Here is a 14995-nt window from a genome sequence, read left to right on the forward strand (position 1 = left end):
GATCCATTTCCCGTTCTCCCCCCTGGGCGCCGCGCGACAACCGCGGCGCCCTTTTTTTGTCCGGGCGTCAGGTGCGGTGCGGGGCGGCAGCAAGCGCGGCGGCGATCGCCATGTACATCGGTTTGGGCTTGAACGCGGCGTCATAGGGGCAGGGGCGGCGGCGGGCCTTGTCCTTGCGCGGCTCGAACCCCTCGATCCAGCTATAGCGGTCGGTCATTCCCCACAGCAGCACGTCGCGAAGCTGCGGATAGGCGAGCATCACGTCGAGATAGCCGCGCGTGAAATCGGCCACCACCTGGTCGCGAACCGTGAAATCGGCAGGGAGTGCGTTGTCGCGGACGTCGAGCTCGGTGATCACCAGCCCATAGCCCATCGCGGTGACCGCATCGAGGAAGCGGCGCCACTCGCCCTCGAGCCCGGCGATCGTCGCACGCGCGTCGATCCCCTGCGTGACCAGGTGAGACTGCACGCCCAGCGCATCGACCGGCACGCCGCGCGCCTTGAACCCTTCGAGCAGCTTCAGCACGCCGGCGCGGTGCGTGGCGTTGCCGGGTTCCCAGCTCATATAGTCGTTATAGACCAGCTGCGCGTGTGGCGCGACGCGGCGCGCTGTGTGGAAGGCGAGGTCCAGCGTTGCCTCGGGGCTGCCCAGCGCGCGTGACAAAGCGGTCTGGTACAGGCTCGCATCCTTGGGATCGACCGCCTCGTTGACGACGTCGTAACTGCGGATCCGTGTGCCATAGCGGCGGCATACCGTCGTGATATGGTCGACCAGCAGGCGTTTGGCGGCGCGCGCGGGGGTCGCGCCGAAATCATGCGTTTCTTCCCAGCGCGGCATCCATTTGGGCTGATGCCACAGCAGATTATGCCCGCGCACCGGCAGTGCGTTGGCGTCCGCCCAGGCCATCATCGCATCGAAGCGGGTGAAGTCGAAGGCGGTCGCGCTCGGTCGCAACGCCTGCCACTTCATCTCGTTTTCGGCGACGAGCAGACCACAGTCGCGCTTGAGCAGGTTGGCGTAGGCCGGGTTCGCGAACGAGCCGCGATCGGCACCCGGGGCACCCCATGCGAAACTCGATCCCACCCGCATCCCCTTGGCCGCGGCGATGCCGTGCAGGCCGGTCGGCGCAGGTGCGGCCGTCCCACGGGCGCCGGCCGATACGGCAAGACCCGTCAGCATCGCCAGCCCGGTGCGTCGCGTAATTTCCACAGCACATCCTCTCTTTTATGATAGCGCTAACGCTGGCGGTTTCTCCGCAACAGGTCAATCCCGAAGCCTCTGGTTTGATACGCAAACTGGATGGCCGAAGACGCAACGGTTCGGTGGCAAGCTGACCGGCCAGCTAGCTCGCCAGTGCGCGGCAGACCCGTGCCCGCTGTCGGGTCCTTGCCAGCTGCCGGCCGCGGGGCGCGCTAGAAGCCGACGCGAAGCGAGACGTAGACCGCGCGGGGACGGCCGAGGACCCATTGCTGGTTGTTGTAGGTGCTGATCGCATAGTCCCGGTCGAACAAATTGTAGCCGTGGATGTCGACCGCGAGCCGCGGCGTCACCGCATAGGAGAGCGTTGCATCGACCATGGTGTAGCTGGGGACGCGGAAGCTGTTCGCATTGTCCGAATAGCGTCGTCCGACGTAGCGCAGCCCGGCGCGCGCCTGGAGCGCGTGCGTCGCGTTCCAGCGCAGCCAGAGATTGGCGAGCGTCTCGGGTACGTCCGGCGGGGTATTGCCATCGAAGCGCGTGCCGCCGGAGACGAAGTCGTCGAACGTCGCGTCGAGTATGCTGCCGTTCGCATCGATCCCGACACCGTAAGGCAGATCGAGCGATACCGCAGCCTCGATACCCTTGGCCGATCGCTGGCCGACCTGCTCGACCGGGCTCGTCGGGGTCAGCTGTGCCAGCAGGCGCTTCTTGACGATGCGGTAGGCGGCGAGGGTGGCGGTGCCGCGACCGTCGAGGAACACCGCCTTGGCGCCAACCTCGACCTGGTCGCCAACCGCGTTGCTGAACTGCACCTGCCCGGTCGAATAGGTGGTCAGCGTCCCCAGCGGGTCCACGCCGGTGGCATATTGCGCATAGAGCGACACCGTCGGGATCGGCTGATAAACGCTCCCCACCCGCCAGGTCAGATTGTGCAGCCGCTTGTCGAGCGCGAACGTCTCGGTACTGACGCCGCCCGGATAGTCGATCGACCAGCGGCGGATCGTGTCGCGCTCGTAGCGCACGCCACCGACGATCGAGACCTGCGTGCCGAGCTTCAGCCGGTCCTCGGCAAAGACCGCATATTCGGTCGTGCGCGTGCGATAGCGCGGTGCGATGCCTTGCGTGTCGATGATCAGACCGGGATCGAACGCGAAGGGATCGACCTCCGAGACCTGCGGGTCAGACTCGAAATTGTGCGAATAGGTCAGTTTGATGAGGTTGACGTCGAAGCCCATGACAAGGTCGTTGCCGACGCCATCGGCGACGTCCGTCCTGAACGTCACGCTCCCCTGATCGCCCCACTGCGTCTGGTCGTGGACGATGCCGGTCATGTCGGTGAGCAGGATGCGGCCGGGCGTACCGGTATTGGCGCTGCCGTTGGCGCAGAACCCGTCTGCGGCGATCCAGCAATAGGTTTCGAGATTGAGCCAGGAGCGTTTGGAGGTGAGGCGATAGGCCTGGTTGTTGACGGTGACCGCATTGCTTGGCGTCCAGTCGACCTGCAGGCTGGTGCGGTTGTCGCGGTACCGGATGACGCCGTCGCGGGTGTTGTAGTTGCGTTCCCGGATGCGGTCGTCGAGCCGTCCGTCGATCAGCGGCGTGCCGAAATAGCGCATCGGCTTCTGGTCGCCAGAATCATTCCGCACGGTGACGACGAGCGTGTCGGTCGGCGCCCAGCGCAGCGTGCCCGACACGGCATGGCTGCGCGACTGGCCGCGATCGACATAGCCGTCCGATCGGCGATAGCTGCCGTCGATGCGGTAAGAGAGGCGCTCGGTGATCGGCCCCCCTGCGCCTGCCGCGAGATGGAAGCTGTCCTGCGAGCCATAGCCGATCTCGCCCTCCACGTGCGTCTGCTGCGTATCGGGTTTGCGCATCACGACATTCACCGCGCCGCCCAGTGCGCCCTGGCCGTAGAGCACCGAGGCCGGGCCGCTCAGGATGTCGATCCGCTCGACCATCCACGGATCGGTCGGAAAGGTGATCGTGCCGGCAGCCGGGAACAGCCTGATGCCGTCGATGAGCTGGAGCACGGATCCCTGACCGCTGAAGCCCCGCGCGGCGAGTGCGGTGCCGCCATTGCCGGGGTTGCCGGCGTTGCTGATGCCTGGTGCGCGGCTCGTCGCGTCGATCACGGACAGGTCGCCGCGCGCGCGGATCGTGGCGCCGTCGATGACCGAGAGCGTCGCGGGGGTCTCGAGCGGCGTGAGGCCCAGGCGGCTGCCGGTCGCATTCGGCGTGGTTAGCGTGTCCTGGGCATGCTGTCCGACGATCAGGATGTCCTTGGTATCGGGATCCGGCACGGACTGGGCGTGGACTTGTGCTGCGAAGACAGGCGACAGGATAGCCCCCGCGAGCGCGAGGCGAGACAATAGGAACGGCATTACGGTAATCCCCCGGGCGTCTGGCGAACCCGGCAGGGACCTCCCGCGAACGGCCGACATCCGCGCCAGCCGGACGCGATTGCGACCGGCACGCATGCCCGTGCGGTCCCCACCGCACACGTCGTCGCTCGACGGAGTACCGTGCCGCGGCCACCCCCTGGGCCAGGCAAGAGCGACCAGACGCCGGCAGGTCTCCTGGCTCACGGGTCATCACACGATGCACGGCCTTCCCAGGCCCTCATGACGAAACGTCTGGCCCAGTGGCTGCTCCTTCCTTTGCAGGAAGAAGCGAAATGCATCGCGCTCGCCGCTTACAGTTGCAGGGACAGCCTCGGCTTCAGGTGGCAAACCACCCTCACCGCGTTCCCTATTAAGCCCCTTTCGGGGCACCGACGCGATCATGCCGTCCTGTTCGGATCGAACAGGTCAGCGGCGCCGGTCTATCCCGGTCAGGATCGTTCGGCAATCGTCCGGCGAGCACGGCGATGGCGGCTCGATCGTCCTGCTCGATTGCTGTGATCCAGAAGCTCCGTTTGGCGCGATGCGCGTCCTCGATCAGGAGGCGGCGGTGCCGCACGCTCTGTGCGGGGATGCCACGCTGATGGCATGCAGGATTAAGGGATCGAGATGAAGAACGTGAAGAGCCGTCAGGCCGTGACGGCGATGCTGCTGGCTGCGGCATCGGCGGGTGCCATGATTCAGCCGGTCGCCGCGCAGACGGTGGCGCCGGCCGAGACGCAGGCGGAAACGCGCATGACGACCGCGGCGGCACCGTCCAGCGCCGGCAAGCCCGCGCTGGCGCAGGCCGGGGTTGCCGGCACCGTCGAAGCCAAGGGTGATTCAGCCAGTGCCGCCGCGCCTCAGATGACCCGCGACAATGGTGCGCCGATCGGAGAGAACCGCCACTCGAAGGCGGCGGGCGATCTTGGCCCCGTCCTGCTTGAGGACACGACGCTGATCGAGAAGCTCGCACGCTTCGACCGGGAGCGCGTGCCCGAGCGCGTCGTCCATGCCCGCGGAACCGGTGCCCACGGCGTGTTCACCGCGACCGCGGACATTTCGAGCATCACCGGTGCATCCTTGTTCATGCCCGGCAAGCAGACGCCGGTGTTCGTCCGCTTCTCGACCGTGATCCACCCCTCGGGCAGCCCCGAGGGCATGCGGGATCCGCGCGGCTTTGCGACCAAATTCTATACCGATCAGGGCAATTGGGATCTGGTCGGCAACAACCTGCCGATCTTCTTCATCCGCGACGCGATCCAGTTTCCGGACATGATCCACGCGCTCAAGCCCTCGCCGGTGACGAATAAGCAGGACCCCAATCGCTTCTTCGACTTCTTCTCGGCCACGCCCGAGGCGACCAACATGCTCGCGCATGTCTATTCGAACCTCGGTACGCCGGCATCCTACCGGACGATGGACGGCAACGGCGTCCATGCCTTCAAGCTGGTGAATGCCAAGGGCGAAACGGTGTTCGCCAAGTTCCGCTGGATTAGCCGCCAGGGCGTGCGCAACCTGAACGGGGCACAGGTGGCGACCGCGACCTGGAACTACCTGACCGACGATCTTTATGGCGAGATCGGCAAGGGCAACTTCCCCGTCTGGGACCTGATGGTGCAGACGATGTCGGCGTCGGCGTTTGCCAAGCTCGACTATAATCCCTTCGACGACACCAAGGAATGGCTGGGCGTGCCGTTCCGCAAGATCGGCGAGATGACGCTGAACAAGGTGCCGACCAACTTCTTCGACTATACCGAGCAGTCGGCGTTCGCGCCTGCCAACCTCGTGCCGGGGATCGAGGCTTCGCCGGACCGGATGCTGCAGGGGCGGCTGTTCTCCTATTCGGACACGCAGCGCTATCGCATCGGCGCCAATGCGATGCAGTTGCCCGTCAATCGTCCGCTCGCGAGCGTCGTCAACAATTATCAGGACGGCCAGCTCGACCACGCCAACCGCGCGTCCGACGTGAATTATTTCCCGGCGGCGACCGCGGCAAAGTCGACCGATGCCCGCTTCCGCGCCGCGCCTTATGGCATCGATGCGACCGTCGATGCGAAGCCGATCGCCAAGACCAACAACTTTGCCCAGGCGGGTGAATTCTACCGGGCGCTGAAGCCGCAGGACAAGGCAGATCTGGTGACCAACCTGGCGGGTGATCTCAATGTCGTGACGTCGGCGCGGACGAAGACGATCATGGTCAGCTACTTCTACCAGGCCGACAAGGACTTCGGCACGCGCCTGGCAACCGCGGTGAACGTGCCGATCGCCGACGTGTCGCGCGCGGTGGCGGACTATCGCGCCGCCAATCCGGGCCAGGGCGCCCGGTGATCCCGGGGCAGGAGGCGCGGCATGGCGCGCGCCTCCTGCCGTGGCAGACTTCAAGGAAACGAGACCGACGATGCTGACTTATCTTGCCGCGCTGCTCGCCGCGGCCGGTCCACAGGCCGCTGCGACCGAGCGACAGACGCCCCCTGTGGCTGCAGCCTTGCCATCACCCGAGCGTCGCCAGCAGCTGCTGTTCGAGGCGGCCCGGCTCGGCCGCACGGACATGATCGATCCGCTGCTCAACGCCGGCGCCGACATCAATGCCTATGACGAGCGCGGTTTCACGCCCCTGATCCTGGCGGCGTATAACGGACAGCTTGCTACGGTCGACGCGCTGATCGGCAAGGGCGCCGACGCTTGCCGTCCGGATCGCGACCAGGGCAACAGCGCGCAGATGGGTGTCGCGTTCAAGGGCGAGGATGCGATCGCGGCACGGCTGCTGAAGGCAGGGTGCGACGTGAACGCGCGCAATCATGCCGGGCAGACCGCGCTGATGATGGCATCGCTCTTCAATCGCCGGACGCAGGTCGATCTGTTGCTGGCGGCGGGTGCGGACCGGACGATCGAGGATGCGGCGGGACGATCGGCAGGTTCGGTCGCGGCCGGGCAGGGCAACGCCGCGATGGCGGAACGCGTCAAGCGCTGACGCAAGTCTTCGAGCGTCCCGGGTGCCGCAGCGGGCCGTGTCGCTGCCGTTCCGCATTGACGCGGCGCGGCATCCGGGGCCATCGCGTTGGCCATGACCAAGAGCAAGGGACGCACCGGCGCACACGCGCGCGCCAATATCCAGCCTGCGCCGACAGCCGCCGAGCTCGACGCAGTCAAGCGCGAGGCCGTCCAGATCGAGGGGCGGCTCGCCGGCCTCGCGGCCGGGCATCCGTCGGTGAAGATCTGGAAGGCCCGCCTCCGCGTCGCGCAGGCGGTGATCGCCCGCGCGCCGCGCGACTGAGACCTTCGCGTAGGTGGGGCCGGGTCTGGATCACGGCGCACTGATGATCACGATCACACCGTCAGCTCATGTCAGTCCCGGGATTTACTCCGACAAGTGAAGCCGATAGCCTGTGTCTAAAGACGTGGCTGGGAGAGTGACATGGGTTGGACGCGTCGCGGCGCGCTAGGCGCAGGGATTGCGCTGGGGGCGGTGCCGCCATTCGCCTTGGCGGCGGCGGATGCACCCTCGGCGGCGACCCCCTTTCCGCTGTCGCAGGTGCGGTTGCGGCCGTCGATCTTCCTGACATCGGTGCAGGCGAACCAGCGCTATCTGCTGTCGCTCGATGCGAACCGTCTGCTGCACAATTTCCATGCCGGGGCAGGGTTGCCGACCAAGGGCGAAGTCTATGGCGGATGGGAGTCGCGCGGGATCGCCGGGCATTCGCTCGGTCATTATCTCAGCGCACTGTCGCTGGTCTATGCGCAGACGGGGGATCAGCAATTCCGTGACCGCGCGGCCTATATCGTCGCCGAACTCAAGGCGATCCAGCGGAAGCAGGGGGATGGCTATGCCGGCGGGACGACCGTCGAGCGTGACGGCAAGACCGTCGATGGCAAGGTCGTGTACGAGGAACTGCGCAAGCGGGAGATCCGGTCGACCGGGTTCAGCCTGAACGAAGGATGGGTGCCGCTGTACACCTATCACAAGGTCATGGCGGGCGTGCTCGACGCGCACCGGCATGCCGGGCTTGCCGATGGTCTGGCCGTGGCGATCGGGCTCGGGAGCTATCTCGGCACGATCCTGGAGGGACTGAACGACGTCCAGGTGCAGGACATCCTGCGGACCGAGCATGGCGGGCTGACCGAATCCTTTGCCGAGCTGTACACGCGAACCGGCAATCGCCGCTGGCTGACGCTTGCCGAACGGTTGCGGCATCACGCGATCGTCGACCCGCTCAGGGACGCGCGCGACGACCTCGCGGGGCACCACGCCAACACGCAGATCCCGAAGATCGTGGGGGAGGCGCGGCTGCATGAGCTGACCGGCGATACCGACCATGCCAGGGTCGCGCGGTCGTTCTGGACGATCGTGACGCGCGACCATAGCTATGTCATCGGCGGCAATTCGGACCACGAGCATTTCGGTGAGCCGCGCAAGCTTGCCCAGCGGCTCGACCAGCAGACGTGCGAGGCGTGCAACAGCTACAACATGCTGCGCCTGACCCGGCATCTCTATGGCTGGACCGGCGATGCGCGCTATTTCGACTTTTACGAGCGCGCGCATCTCAACCATATCATGAGTCAGCAGCACCCCGACACGGGGATGTTTACCTATTTCACTGCGCTGGCGCCGGGCATGGGGCGCGTGCATTCGAGCCCGACCGAGGATTTCTGGTGCTGTGTCGGGTCGGGCATGGAGAGCCATTCTAAGCACGGCGAGAGCATCTACTGGAAGCGCGGCGATGCGGTTGCGATCAACCTCTATTATGCCTCCACGCTGGATGCCCCCGAGGCGAAGCTCGACATCGATACGCAATTCCCGCTCGGCGACACGGTGCGGATCGCGGTCAGGACGGCGCCGCGGACGTTGGCGCTCCGCGTGCCCGGCTGGTGCGCCGCGCCGCTGTTGCAGGTGAACGGCAGAACGGCTGGCGTGCGCGACGGCGCGTATCTGCTGCTGACCGGGCTGAAGGCGGGCGATCAGATTGCCTTGTCGCTGCCCATGCCGGTGCGCGTCGAATCGATGCCCGACGATCCCAGGCTGATCGCGTTCCTCAGCGGCCCGCTGGTCCTTGCGGCCGATATGGGCGCGGGGGACCGTCGGTCCGACGGGCCGGACCCCGCGCTCGTCACCGACCGGGCGGAACCTGTGCTGGCGGCGGCAGGCGGGTTGCACCGGTATCGACTGGGCGGGCAGGGCAAGCCGGGCGACCTGACGCTGCGACCGTTTTTTGCGCAGCATGACAACCGCACCGCGGTCTATTTCCGCCGGTTCGGCACCGCCGAGTGGCCGACTGCGCAGCTCGCCTGGGCGCGTGCGTCGCAGGAGCGGGCGGCGCTGGCCGCGCGGACGGTCGATGTCATCCGACTGGGCGAGCAGCAGCCCGAGGTCGACCACGCGTTCGCCGACAGCGGCAACTCTGCGGCGGTGTCGCATGTCGCCGACCGTAGCCGCAACGTGAACATCGGATATTTCGAATTCGACCTGGCGGTCGCGCCGGGGCCGCTGACGCTGCAGGTCGAATATGGCGGCGGACAGCGCAACAAGGATTTTCGGATCTCGGTCGACGGTATGCCGTTGGCGCGCGAGCGGCTCACGGGTGACGTCACCGCCGCCCGCAACGTCCGGACCTATACGCTGCCGCCCGAAACCACGCGCGGCAAGTCGAAAATCCGCGTCCGCTTCGAGTCCGACACATGGCAGGGGGTCGAGGTCTATACGGTGCGGACGATGCGATCCGAGACGATCTGACCGATACGCCGGTCGATAGGCCCCGGGGGATTTCAGGCTGGTCGGTTAGGCCCGGGAGCGGTATCGCGCCGTCCCGCGGATCGTCGATCGGAGACGTCATGAAGGTTGCGATCATTGGTGCAGGAATTGCGGGCCTGAGCTGTGCGCTGCGACTCCAGCAGGACGGCTGCGAGGTGACACTGTTCGACAAGGGACGCGGGGCGGGTGGTCGGATGGCGACGCGGCGGATCGAGACGCCCGGCGGCATGATCGCGTTCGACCATGGCGCGCAATATCTGACGATGCGCGACCCGGATTTCGTGGCGGCGATGCAGGGCTGGGCGGCGGCGGGCGTCGTCGCGCGCTGGCCCGCGGCGGGGCCCGATGCCTGGGTCGGGACGCCGGGGATGAACGCGATCGTCGGGCATCTCGCCGCGCAGGCGGACGTCCGCTGGAACACCCAGGTCACCGGGCTGCGCAGGACGACGGCGGTATGGCAGGTCGATCCCGGCGACGCGGCGCTGTTCGACAGCGTCGTCGTCGCGATCCCTGCGGAACAGGCGGCGGCGCTCCTCGCACCGCATGACGCGGCGATGGCGCGCGTCGCGACGGACAGCCGGTCTGCGCCGTGCTGGACGGCGATGTTCGCGTTCGAGACGCCGCTATCGATTCCCGACGATGTGCTGAAGGATCGCGGCATCATCGGCTGGGCCGCGCGCAACAGCGCGAAACCCGGACGCGATGGTCCGGAGGCCTGGGTCGTCCAGGCGACGCCAGACTGGTCCCGCGATCATCTGGAAGACGCGGCGGAGACGGTGGTCGATCAGCTGCAGGCGGCGCTCGCCGCGCAGTGTGCCGACGCGCTGCCCGTGCCGATCGTCCGTGTCGGTCATCGTTGGCGCTATGCCCGCGCCGCGGCAGGCGAGTCCGCCTGTCTGTGGAATGCGGGCGAACGGATCGGGGCAGCGGGCGACTGGCTGCTGGCGCCGCGGATCGAGAGCGGCTGGCTCTCCGGCCGACGCCTTGCCGAGCAGATGCTGGCAGACGCGTAAAGACGCATTCCGGCGCCGCGCCCGGTCGTCACGCGGACCACGCATCGAAGTGATCGGGCCATGGTCCGGCGCATGAAAATTGCCGCGAACCTTTGCGCGGCAGGCATTATCGGTTAACGGGGCCGCATGGCCACCCGTCCGCAGACCCTCTACGAAAAGATCTGGGCATCGCACGTCGTCGAACGGCGCGACGATGGCACCTGCTTGATCTATATCGATCGCCACCTCGTTCACGAGGTGACCAGCCCACAGGCGTTCGAAGGCCTGCGCGTCGCCGGGCGGCGGGTGCGGCGGCCCGATCTGACGCTGGCGGTGCCCGACCACAATCTGCCGACGACCGCACGCGTCGACGCCGCGGGCGTGCCGCTGCCGATCGCCGATCCCGAAAGCGCGCAGCAGCTCGACGCGCTCCGTCGCAACACGACCGAGTTCGGGATCGACTATATCGACGCGACCGCGGTGCAGCAGGGGATCGTGCATGTGGTGGGGCCCGAGCTCGGCTTCACGCTGCCCGGATCGACGCTGGTCTGCGGCGACAGCCACACCTCGGCGCATGGTGCGCTCGGCGCGCTCGCCTTCGGGATCGGCACCAGCGAGGTCGAGCATGTGCTCGCCACGCAGACTTTGTTGCTGAGCCAGTCGAAGACGATGGAGGTCCGCGTCGACGGCACGCTGGGCTTCGGCGTCAGCCCCAAGGACGTGATCCTCGCGATCGTCGGGCGGCTCGGCGCCGCGGGCGGGACGGGTCACGTGATCGAATATACCGGCGACGTCATCCGCGCGATGTCGATCGAGGGGCGGCTGACCGTCGCCAACATGTCGATCGAGGCGGGGGCCCGGGCCGGCCTCGTCGCGCCGGACGAGACGACCTTCGCCTATATCAAGGGCCGGCCGATGGCGCCGAGCGGCGAGGCGTGGGAGCGCGCGCTGGCCTGGTGGCGGACGCTGCCGAGCGATGCGGCGGCGACCTATGACAAGACGGTCGTGCTGCAGGCGAGCGATATCGCGCCGGGCCTGACCTGGGGCACCAGCCCCGAGGACGTCGTGCCGATCACCGGCCATGTCCCCGACCCGATGAGCTTTGCCGACCCCGCCAAGCAGGCGGCGGCGCGCAAGTCGCTCGACTATATGGGGCTGACGCCGGGTACCGCGATGCAGGACGTCGCGATCCAGCATGTCTTCATCGGCAGCTGCACGAACAGCCGGATCGAGGATCTGCGCGCGGCTGCGGCGATCGCGAACGGCCGACGGGTTGCCGATGGTGTCCGCGCGCTGGTGGTCCCCGGATCCGGCCTCGTGAAGCGTCAGGCCGAGGCCGAGGGGCTCGACCGGATCTTCACCGGCGCGGGCTTCGAATGGCGCGAGCCTGGCTGCTCGATGTGTCTGGCGATGAATCCCGACAAGGTGCCGCCGGGCGAGCGTTGCGCCTCGACGAGCAACCGCAATTTCGTCGGACGGCAGGGGCCGGGTGCGCGCACGCATCTCGTCTCGCCCGCGATGGCGGCCGCGGCCGCGGTCACGGGCCGGCTGAGCGACGTGCGCGACCTGATGGGACATGAGTTATGAAGCGTGTGATGATGCTGTTGATGGCCGGCGCGGTGATGAGTGGCGTTGCGGCCTATATGGCGGCGGCGCGGACGCTGCCGGGTACCGGTCGTGTCGCCCCGACCGAGACCGGCCCGCGATGAAGCCGGTTTCGACGGTTTCGGGGCGCGCCTATCCCTGGGGGGCGAAGAACGTCGATACCGATGTGATCATCCCCGCGCACTGGCTGAAGACGATCACGCGGACGGGGCTTGGGCGCGGCGCGTTCGAGACGGTCCGCGCGCAGCCGGACAATCTGTTCGACGATCCCCGCTATTCCGGCGCGCCGATCCTGATCGCGGGCGACAATTTCGGCTGTGGGTCGAGCCGCGAGCATGCCGCCTGGGCGCTCGCCGACATGGGCATCGCCGCGGTGATCGCGCCGAGCTTCTCGGACATCTTCTCGGGCAACGCGTTCAAGAACGGCATCATCGCCGTCGTCCTGCCGCAGGATGCGATCGACCGGCTGATCGAGGTTGCACGGACCGACAGCGTGACGATCGACCTCGAATCGATGACCGTCACCACGCCGTTCCAGGACCGCTTCGTCTTCGATCTCGACGCGTTTCGCCGGCAATGCCTGATCGAGGGGCTGGACGAGGTCGGGCTGACACTGGCAAGAGATACCGCGATTTCAAAATTCGAGGAGGCGGTGGCCGAACATCGCCCCTTTCTGGAGAGGGAAAGCGGTTATGCGGGCATTGCTGTCGAAGGCGTCGGGCGGACCTGAAACTCTGATATTGTCGGAACTGCCTGATCCGGTCGCCGCGCCGGGCCAGGTCGTGATCGCCGTCAAGGCCTGCGCGATCAACTTTCCCGACGTGCTGATCATCGAGGACAAATATCAGTTCAAGCCCGAACGCCCCTTTGCACCCGGCGGCGAAATCGCGGGTATCGTCGCCGAGGTCGGTGACGGGGTCGAGGGCTGGGCGGTCGGCGACCGGGCGATCGCGATGCTCGGCCATGGCGGACTGTCCGAAAAGGTCGTGGCCGACCCGGCCAAGCTCTATCGCCTGCCCGAGGGGCGCGACTTTGCCGAGGGCGCTTCGCTGATCCTCACCTATGGCACGACGATCCATGCCTTACTTGACCGCGGGCATCTGAAAGCGGGGCAGACGTTGCTCGTGCTGGGCGCGGCGGGCGGTGTCGGGCTGGCGGCGATCGAGCTTGGCAAGGCATTCGGTGCGCGGGTCGTCGCCGCGGTTTCGTCCGAGGAGAAGGCGGCCGCCGCGCGTGCGGCGGGTGCCGACGAGACGATCGTCTATGCACGCGCGCCGTTCGACAAGGACCAGTCCAAGGCGCTGGCCGAGCAGTTCAAGGCCGCGGTCGGCAAGACGGGTGCCGATGTGATCTACGATCCGGTCGGTGGCGACTATGCCGAGCCCGCGCTGCGCTCGATCGCCTGGGAGGGGCGGTATCTGGTCGTCGGCTTCCCCGCCGGTATCCCGCGGCTGCCGCTCAACCTGACTTTGCTCAAGAGCTGCGATGTGTGCGGTGTGTTCTGGGGTGCGTTCGCTGCCCGTGACCCGAAGGCCAACCAGGCGCATATCGAAACTCTGTTCGAGCTGTGGCGCGACGGCAAGATCGCGCCGCGGGTGACCGAGCGGTTCGCGCTGGAGGACGGTGGCAAGGCGATCGCGAAGATGGCCGCGCGCGCCGCGATCGGAAAGCTGGTCGTCGAACTCGGCTGATGATGTCTCTCGCGCCGGGCCGGTTCAGAGCAGGCGCGAGATCGTCATGACGATCGCCATCCACAGGATCGCGGATGCGGCCGCACCGAGTGCCATGCCATGCGCGATCGAAGGAAATCGACCGCGACCATGACCACCGGCACCGATCGGCGGCGCTGCGGGGTGACGCGATACGGCGGTGTCGGACGGCGGCGAAATGCTCCTTGGATGGCGGCCAGTCATTCTACTCTCCATGCCCGTGCCCTGTGTCACGTGACTGTCTTATAGATGATGGATGTGCCGGCATTGTTCCAGAGCCGCACCAAATTATTGCGGAGCCGTGGACCGCTACCTATCTGCTAAGCTCGACACGCCGGAGGGAACACGTGCGCCATGACGACTTTTGACGATCGCGAGCGATCTTTCGAGGCAAAATTTGCCCGCGACGATGAACTCGCATTCCGTGTCACGGCGCGGCGCAATCGGTTGCTGGGGCAATGGGCCGCGGCCGAGATGCGGCTGACGCGCGAGGAGGGCGACGCCTATGCCACCGCGCTGGTGCATGCCGATCTCGAAGGCGGGGGCGACGACGATGTCGTCCGCAAGCTGGTCGGCGACATGACTGCCGCGGGTCTTGACCATGACGAGGCGACGGTGCGCCGTGCGCTGGCGACGCAGATGATCGAGGCGCGTCGCCAATTGATGGAGGCCCAGTAATCCAATGCCGATGACCGCCGACGATATCCGCACGATGATTCGCGACGCCATTCCTGATGCCGAGGTCGAGATCACCGACCTGGCCGGGGACGGCGATCATTATGCTGCGCGCGTGACCAGCGCGAGTTTTGCCGGGCTGAGCCGGGTGAAGCAGCACAAGAGCGTTTACGACGCGCTGGGAGGCCGCATGGGCGGCGTCCTTCATGCGCTGCAACTGACCACCGTGATTGCATAAGGACGACGACATGACTGACGACACGCACGCGCGCATCGACGCGCTGGTGAAGGCCAACCCCGTGGTACTCTTCATGAAAGGCAGCCCGCTGTTCCCGCAATGCGGGTTTTCGAGCCGCGCGATCGCGATCCTCAACCATCTGGAGGTCGAGTTCGAGAGCGTCGACGTGCTGCAGGACCAGGGCATCCGCCAGGGCATCAAGGCCTATTCGGACTGGCCGACCATCCCGCAGCTGTATGTCGATGGCGAATTTCTCGGCGGATCGGACATCATGATGGAGATGTACGAGAGCGGCGAACTGAAGCAGGTCCTGGACGCGCAGAAGGCGGCAGGCTGAGTATTTGACGAGGCTCTGGATCGCGCGGGGGTATCTGGCCGCCGTGCGGTCGGGGCTTGCAGGGTGCCGGGTGAGGGTGGACCGGTGCGAGACCTGAATGACAGCGAC

Annotated in this window: 15 protein-coding genes and 1 riboswitch; of the genes, 12 read left to right on the plus strand and 3 right to left on the minus strand. The window is 66.8% G+C overall.

Features of this window, described 5'->3' with window-relative positions:
- Positions 1–67: 67 nt before the first annotated feature.
- On the minus strand, positions 68–1210 hold the full coding sequence (locus FHY04_RS15100; protein WP_311725082.1) for an endo-1,4-beta-xylanase: 1143 nt from the start codon (positions 1208–1210) through the stop codon (positions 68–70).
- A gap of 203 nt (positions 1211–1413) precedes the next feature.
- Positions 1414–3585 carry a TonB-dependent siderophore receptor gene (locus tag FHY04_RS15105; protein ID WP_183937035.1) on the minus strand — a complete coding sequence of 724 codons (2172 nt, stop codon included), beginning with the start codon at positions 3583–3585 and terminating at the stop codon, positions 1414–1416.
- Between the two features lie 167 nt (positions 3586–3752).
- Positions 3753–3994: riboswitch (cobalamin riboswitch) on the minus strand.
- Positions 3995–4212: 218 nt separating this feature from the next.
- Here FHY04_RS15105 and FHY04_RS15110 point away from each other — a divergent pair.
- The 9 genes from FHY04_RS15110 to FHY04_RS15145 all read left to right on the plus strand — a co-directional run bounded on the left by FHY04_RS15110 (position 4213) and on the right by FHY04_RS15145 (position 13619).
- Positions 4213–5913, plus strand: coding sequence for a catalase (locus FHY04_RS15110; RefSeq protein WP_311725084.1), 1701 nt, complete (start codon positions 4213–4215; stop codon positions 5911–5913).
- Positions 5914–5983: 70 nt separating this feature from the next.
- Entirely contained in the window at positions 5984–6556 is a 573-nt protein-coding gene (locus tag FHY04_RS15115) for an ankyrin repeat domain-containing protein (protein WP_183937036.1), read from the plus strand.
- Between the two features lie 93 nt (positions 6557–6649).
- Positions 6650–6859 (plus strand): hypothetical protein, encoded by a 210-nt coding sequence (locus tag FHY04_RS15120; RefSeq protein WP_183937037.1) that lies wholly within the window; start codon positions 6650–6652, stop codon positions 6857–6859.
- A 141-nt stretch (positions 6860–7000) separates the two neighbouring features.
- Entirely contained in the window at positions 7001–9313 is a 2313-nt protein-coding gene (locus FHY04_RS15125; RefSeq protein WP_183937038.1) for a glycoside hydrolase family 127 protein, read from the plus strand.
- A gap of 98 nt (positions 9314–9411) precedes the next feature.
- A complete protein-coding gene (locus FHY04_RS15130; RefSeq protein WP_183937039.1) occupies positions 9412–10344 on the plus strand; it encodes an NAD(P)/FAD-dependent oxidoreductase in 933 nt (310 codons plus the stop codon).
- A 126-nt stretch (positions 10345–10470) separates the two neighbouring features.
- The gene (gene leuC / locus FHY04_RS15135) at positions 10471–11910 is read left to right on the plus strand and encodes a 3-isopropylmalate dehydratase large subunit (RefSeq protein ID WP_107045320.1); all 1440 of its coding nucleotides are present in this window, start codon (positions 10471–10473) and stop codon (positions 11908–11910) included.
- Positions 11907–12032 (plus strand): hypothetical protein, encoded by a 126-nt coding sequence (locus FHY04_RS22685; RefSeq protein WP_260171550.1) that lies wholly within the window; start codon positions 11907–11909, stop codon positions 12030–12032. Before leuC ends, FHY04_RS22685 begins: the two co-directional genes overlap by 4 nt.
- Complete coding sequence (leuD, locus tag FHY04_RS15140) at positions 12029–12658, plus strand: 3-isopropylmalate dehydratase small subunit (RefSeq protein ID WP_183937040.1); 630 nt, start codon at positions 12029–12031, stop codon at positions 12656–12658. The genes FHY04_RS22685 and leuD overlap by 4 nt, the downstream gene beginning before the upstream one ends.
- Complete coding sequence (locus FHY04_RS15145) at positions 12621–13619, plus strand: NADPH:quinone oxidoreductase family protein (RefSeq protein WP_183937041.1); 999 nt, start codon at positions 12621–12623, stop codon at positions 13617–13619. The genes leuD and FHY04_RS15145 overlap by 38 nt, the downstream gene beginning before the upstream one ends.
- 24 nt (positions 13620–13643) lie before the next feature.
- Here the strand turns inward: FHY04_RS15145 and FHY04_RS15150 are convergent, their stop codons facing one another.
- Positions 13644–13841: a hypothetical protein gene (locus FHY04_RS15150; protein ID WP_183937042.1), complete on the minus strand. Its 198-nt coding sequence runs from the start codon at positions 13839–13841 to the stop codon at positions 13644–13646.
- 150 nt (positions 13842–13991) lie between these two features.
- Here FHY04_RS15150 and FHY04_RS15155 point away from each other — a divergent pair, with 150 nt between their 5' ends.
- From FHY04_RS15155 to grxD, 3 genes are read left to right on the plus strand one after another with little or no spacing between them, the layout of a single operon-like run.
- Positions 13992–14315: a DUF1476 domain-containing protein gene (locus FHY04_RS15155; RefSeq protein ID WP_031395262.1), complete on the plus strand. Its 324-nt coding sequence runs from the start codon at positions 13992–13994 to the stop codon at positions 14313–14315.
- A gap of 4 nt (positions 14316–14319) precedes the next feature.
- Positions 14320–14550 (plus strand): BolA family protein, encoded by a 231-nt coding sequence (locus tag FHY04_RS15160; RefSeq protein ID WP_031395261.1) that lies wholly within the window; start codon positions 14320–14322, stop codon positions 14548–14550.
- 10 nt (positions 14551–14560) lie between these two features.
- Positions 14561–14887: a Grx4 family monothiol glutaredoxin gene (gene grxD, locus FHY04_RS15165; RefSeq protein ID WP_031395260.1), complete on the plus strand. Its 327-nt coding sequence runs from the start codon at positions 14561–14563 to the stop codon at positions 14885–14887.
- Positions 14888–14995 lie beyond the last annotated feature (108 nt).

Origin of the sequence: Sphingomonas sp. BK481, assembly GCF_014194875.1 — a bacterium.
Lineage (GTDB): Bacteria > Pseudomonadota > Alphaproteobacteria > Sphingomonadales > Sphingomonadaceae > Sphingomonas > Sphingomonas aerolata.

Bases quoted from the DNA above. Each gene is read 5' to 3' on its own strand.
- FHY04_RS15105 (WP_183937035.1), bottom strand. From the start codon at position 3,585: ATGCCGTTCCTATTGTCTCGCCTCGCGCTCGCGGGGGCTATCCTGTCG.
- FHY04_RS15110 (WP_311725084.1), top strand. From the start codon at position 4,213: ATGAAGAACGTGAAGAGCCGTCAGGCCGTGACGGCGATGCTGCTGGCT.
- FHY04_RS15115 (WP_183937036.1), top strand. From the start codon at position 5,984: ATGCTGACTTATCTTGCCGCGCTGCTCGCCGCGGCCGGTCCACAGGCC.
- FHY04_RS15120 (WP_183937037.1), top strand. From the start codon at position 6,650: ATGACCAAGAGCAAGGGACGCACCGGCGCACACGCGCGCGCCAATATC.
- FHY04_RS15125 (WP_183937038.1), top strand. From the start codon at position 7,001: ATGGGTTGGACGCGTCGCGGCGCGCTAGGCGCAGGGATTGCGCTGGGG.
- FHY04_RS15130 (WP_183937039.1), top strand. From the start codon at position 9,412: ATGAAGGTTGCGATCATTGGTGCAGGAATTGCGGGCCTGAGCTGTGCG.
- leuC (WP_107045320.1), top strand. From the start codon at position 10,471: ATGGCCACCCGTCCGCAGACCCTCTACGAAAAGATCTGGGCATCGCAC.
- FHY04_RS22685 (WP_260171550.1), top strand. From the start codon at position 11,907: ATGAAGCGTGTGATGATGCTGTTGATGGCCGGCGCGGTGATGAGTGGC.
- leuD (WP_183937040.1), top strand. From the start codon at position 12,029: ATGAAGCCGGTTTCGACGGTTTCGGGGCGCGCCTATCCCTGGGGGGCG.
- FHY04_RS15145 (WP_183937041.1), top strand. From the start codon at position 12,621: ATGCGGGCATTGCTGTCGAAGGCGTCGGGCGGACCTGAAACTCTGATA.
- FHY04_RS15150 (WP_183937042.1), bottom strand. From the start codon at position 13,841: ATGACTGGCCGCCATCCAAGGAGCATTTCGCCGCCGTCCGACACCGCC.
- FHY04_RS15155 (WP_031395262.1), top strand. From the start codon at position 13,992: ATGACGACTTTTGACGATCGCGAGCGATCTTTCGAGGCAAAATTTGCC.
- FHY04_RS15160 (WP_031395261.1), top strand. From the start codon at position 14,320: ATGCCGATGACCGCCGACGATATCCGCACGATGATTCGCGACGCCATT.
- grxD (WP_031395260.1), top strand. From the start codon at position 14,561: ATGACTGACGACACGCACGCGCGCATCGACGCGCTGGTGAAGGCCAAC.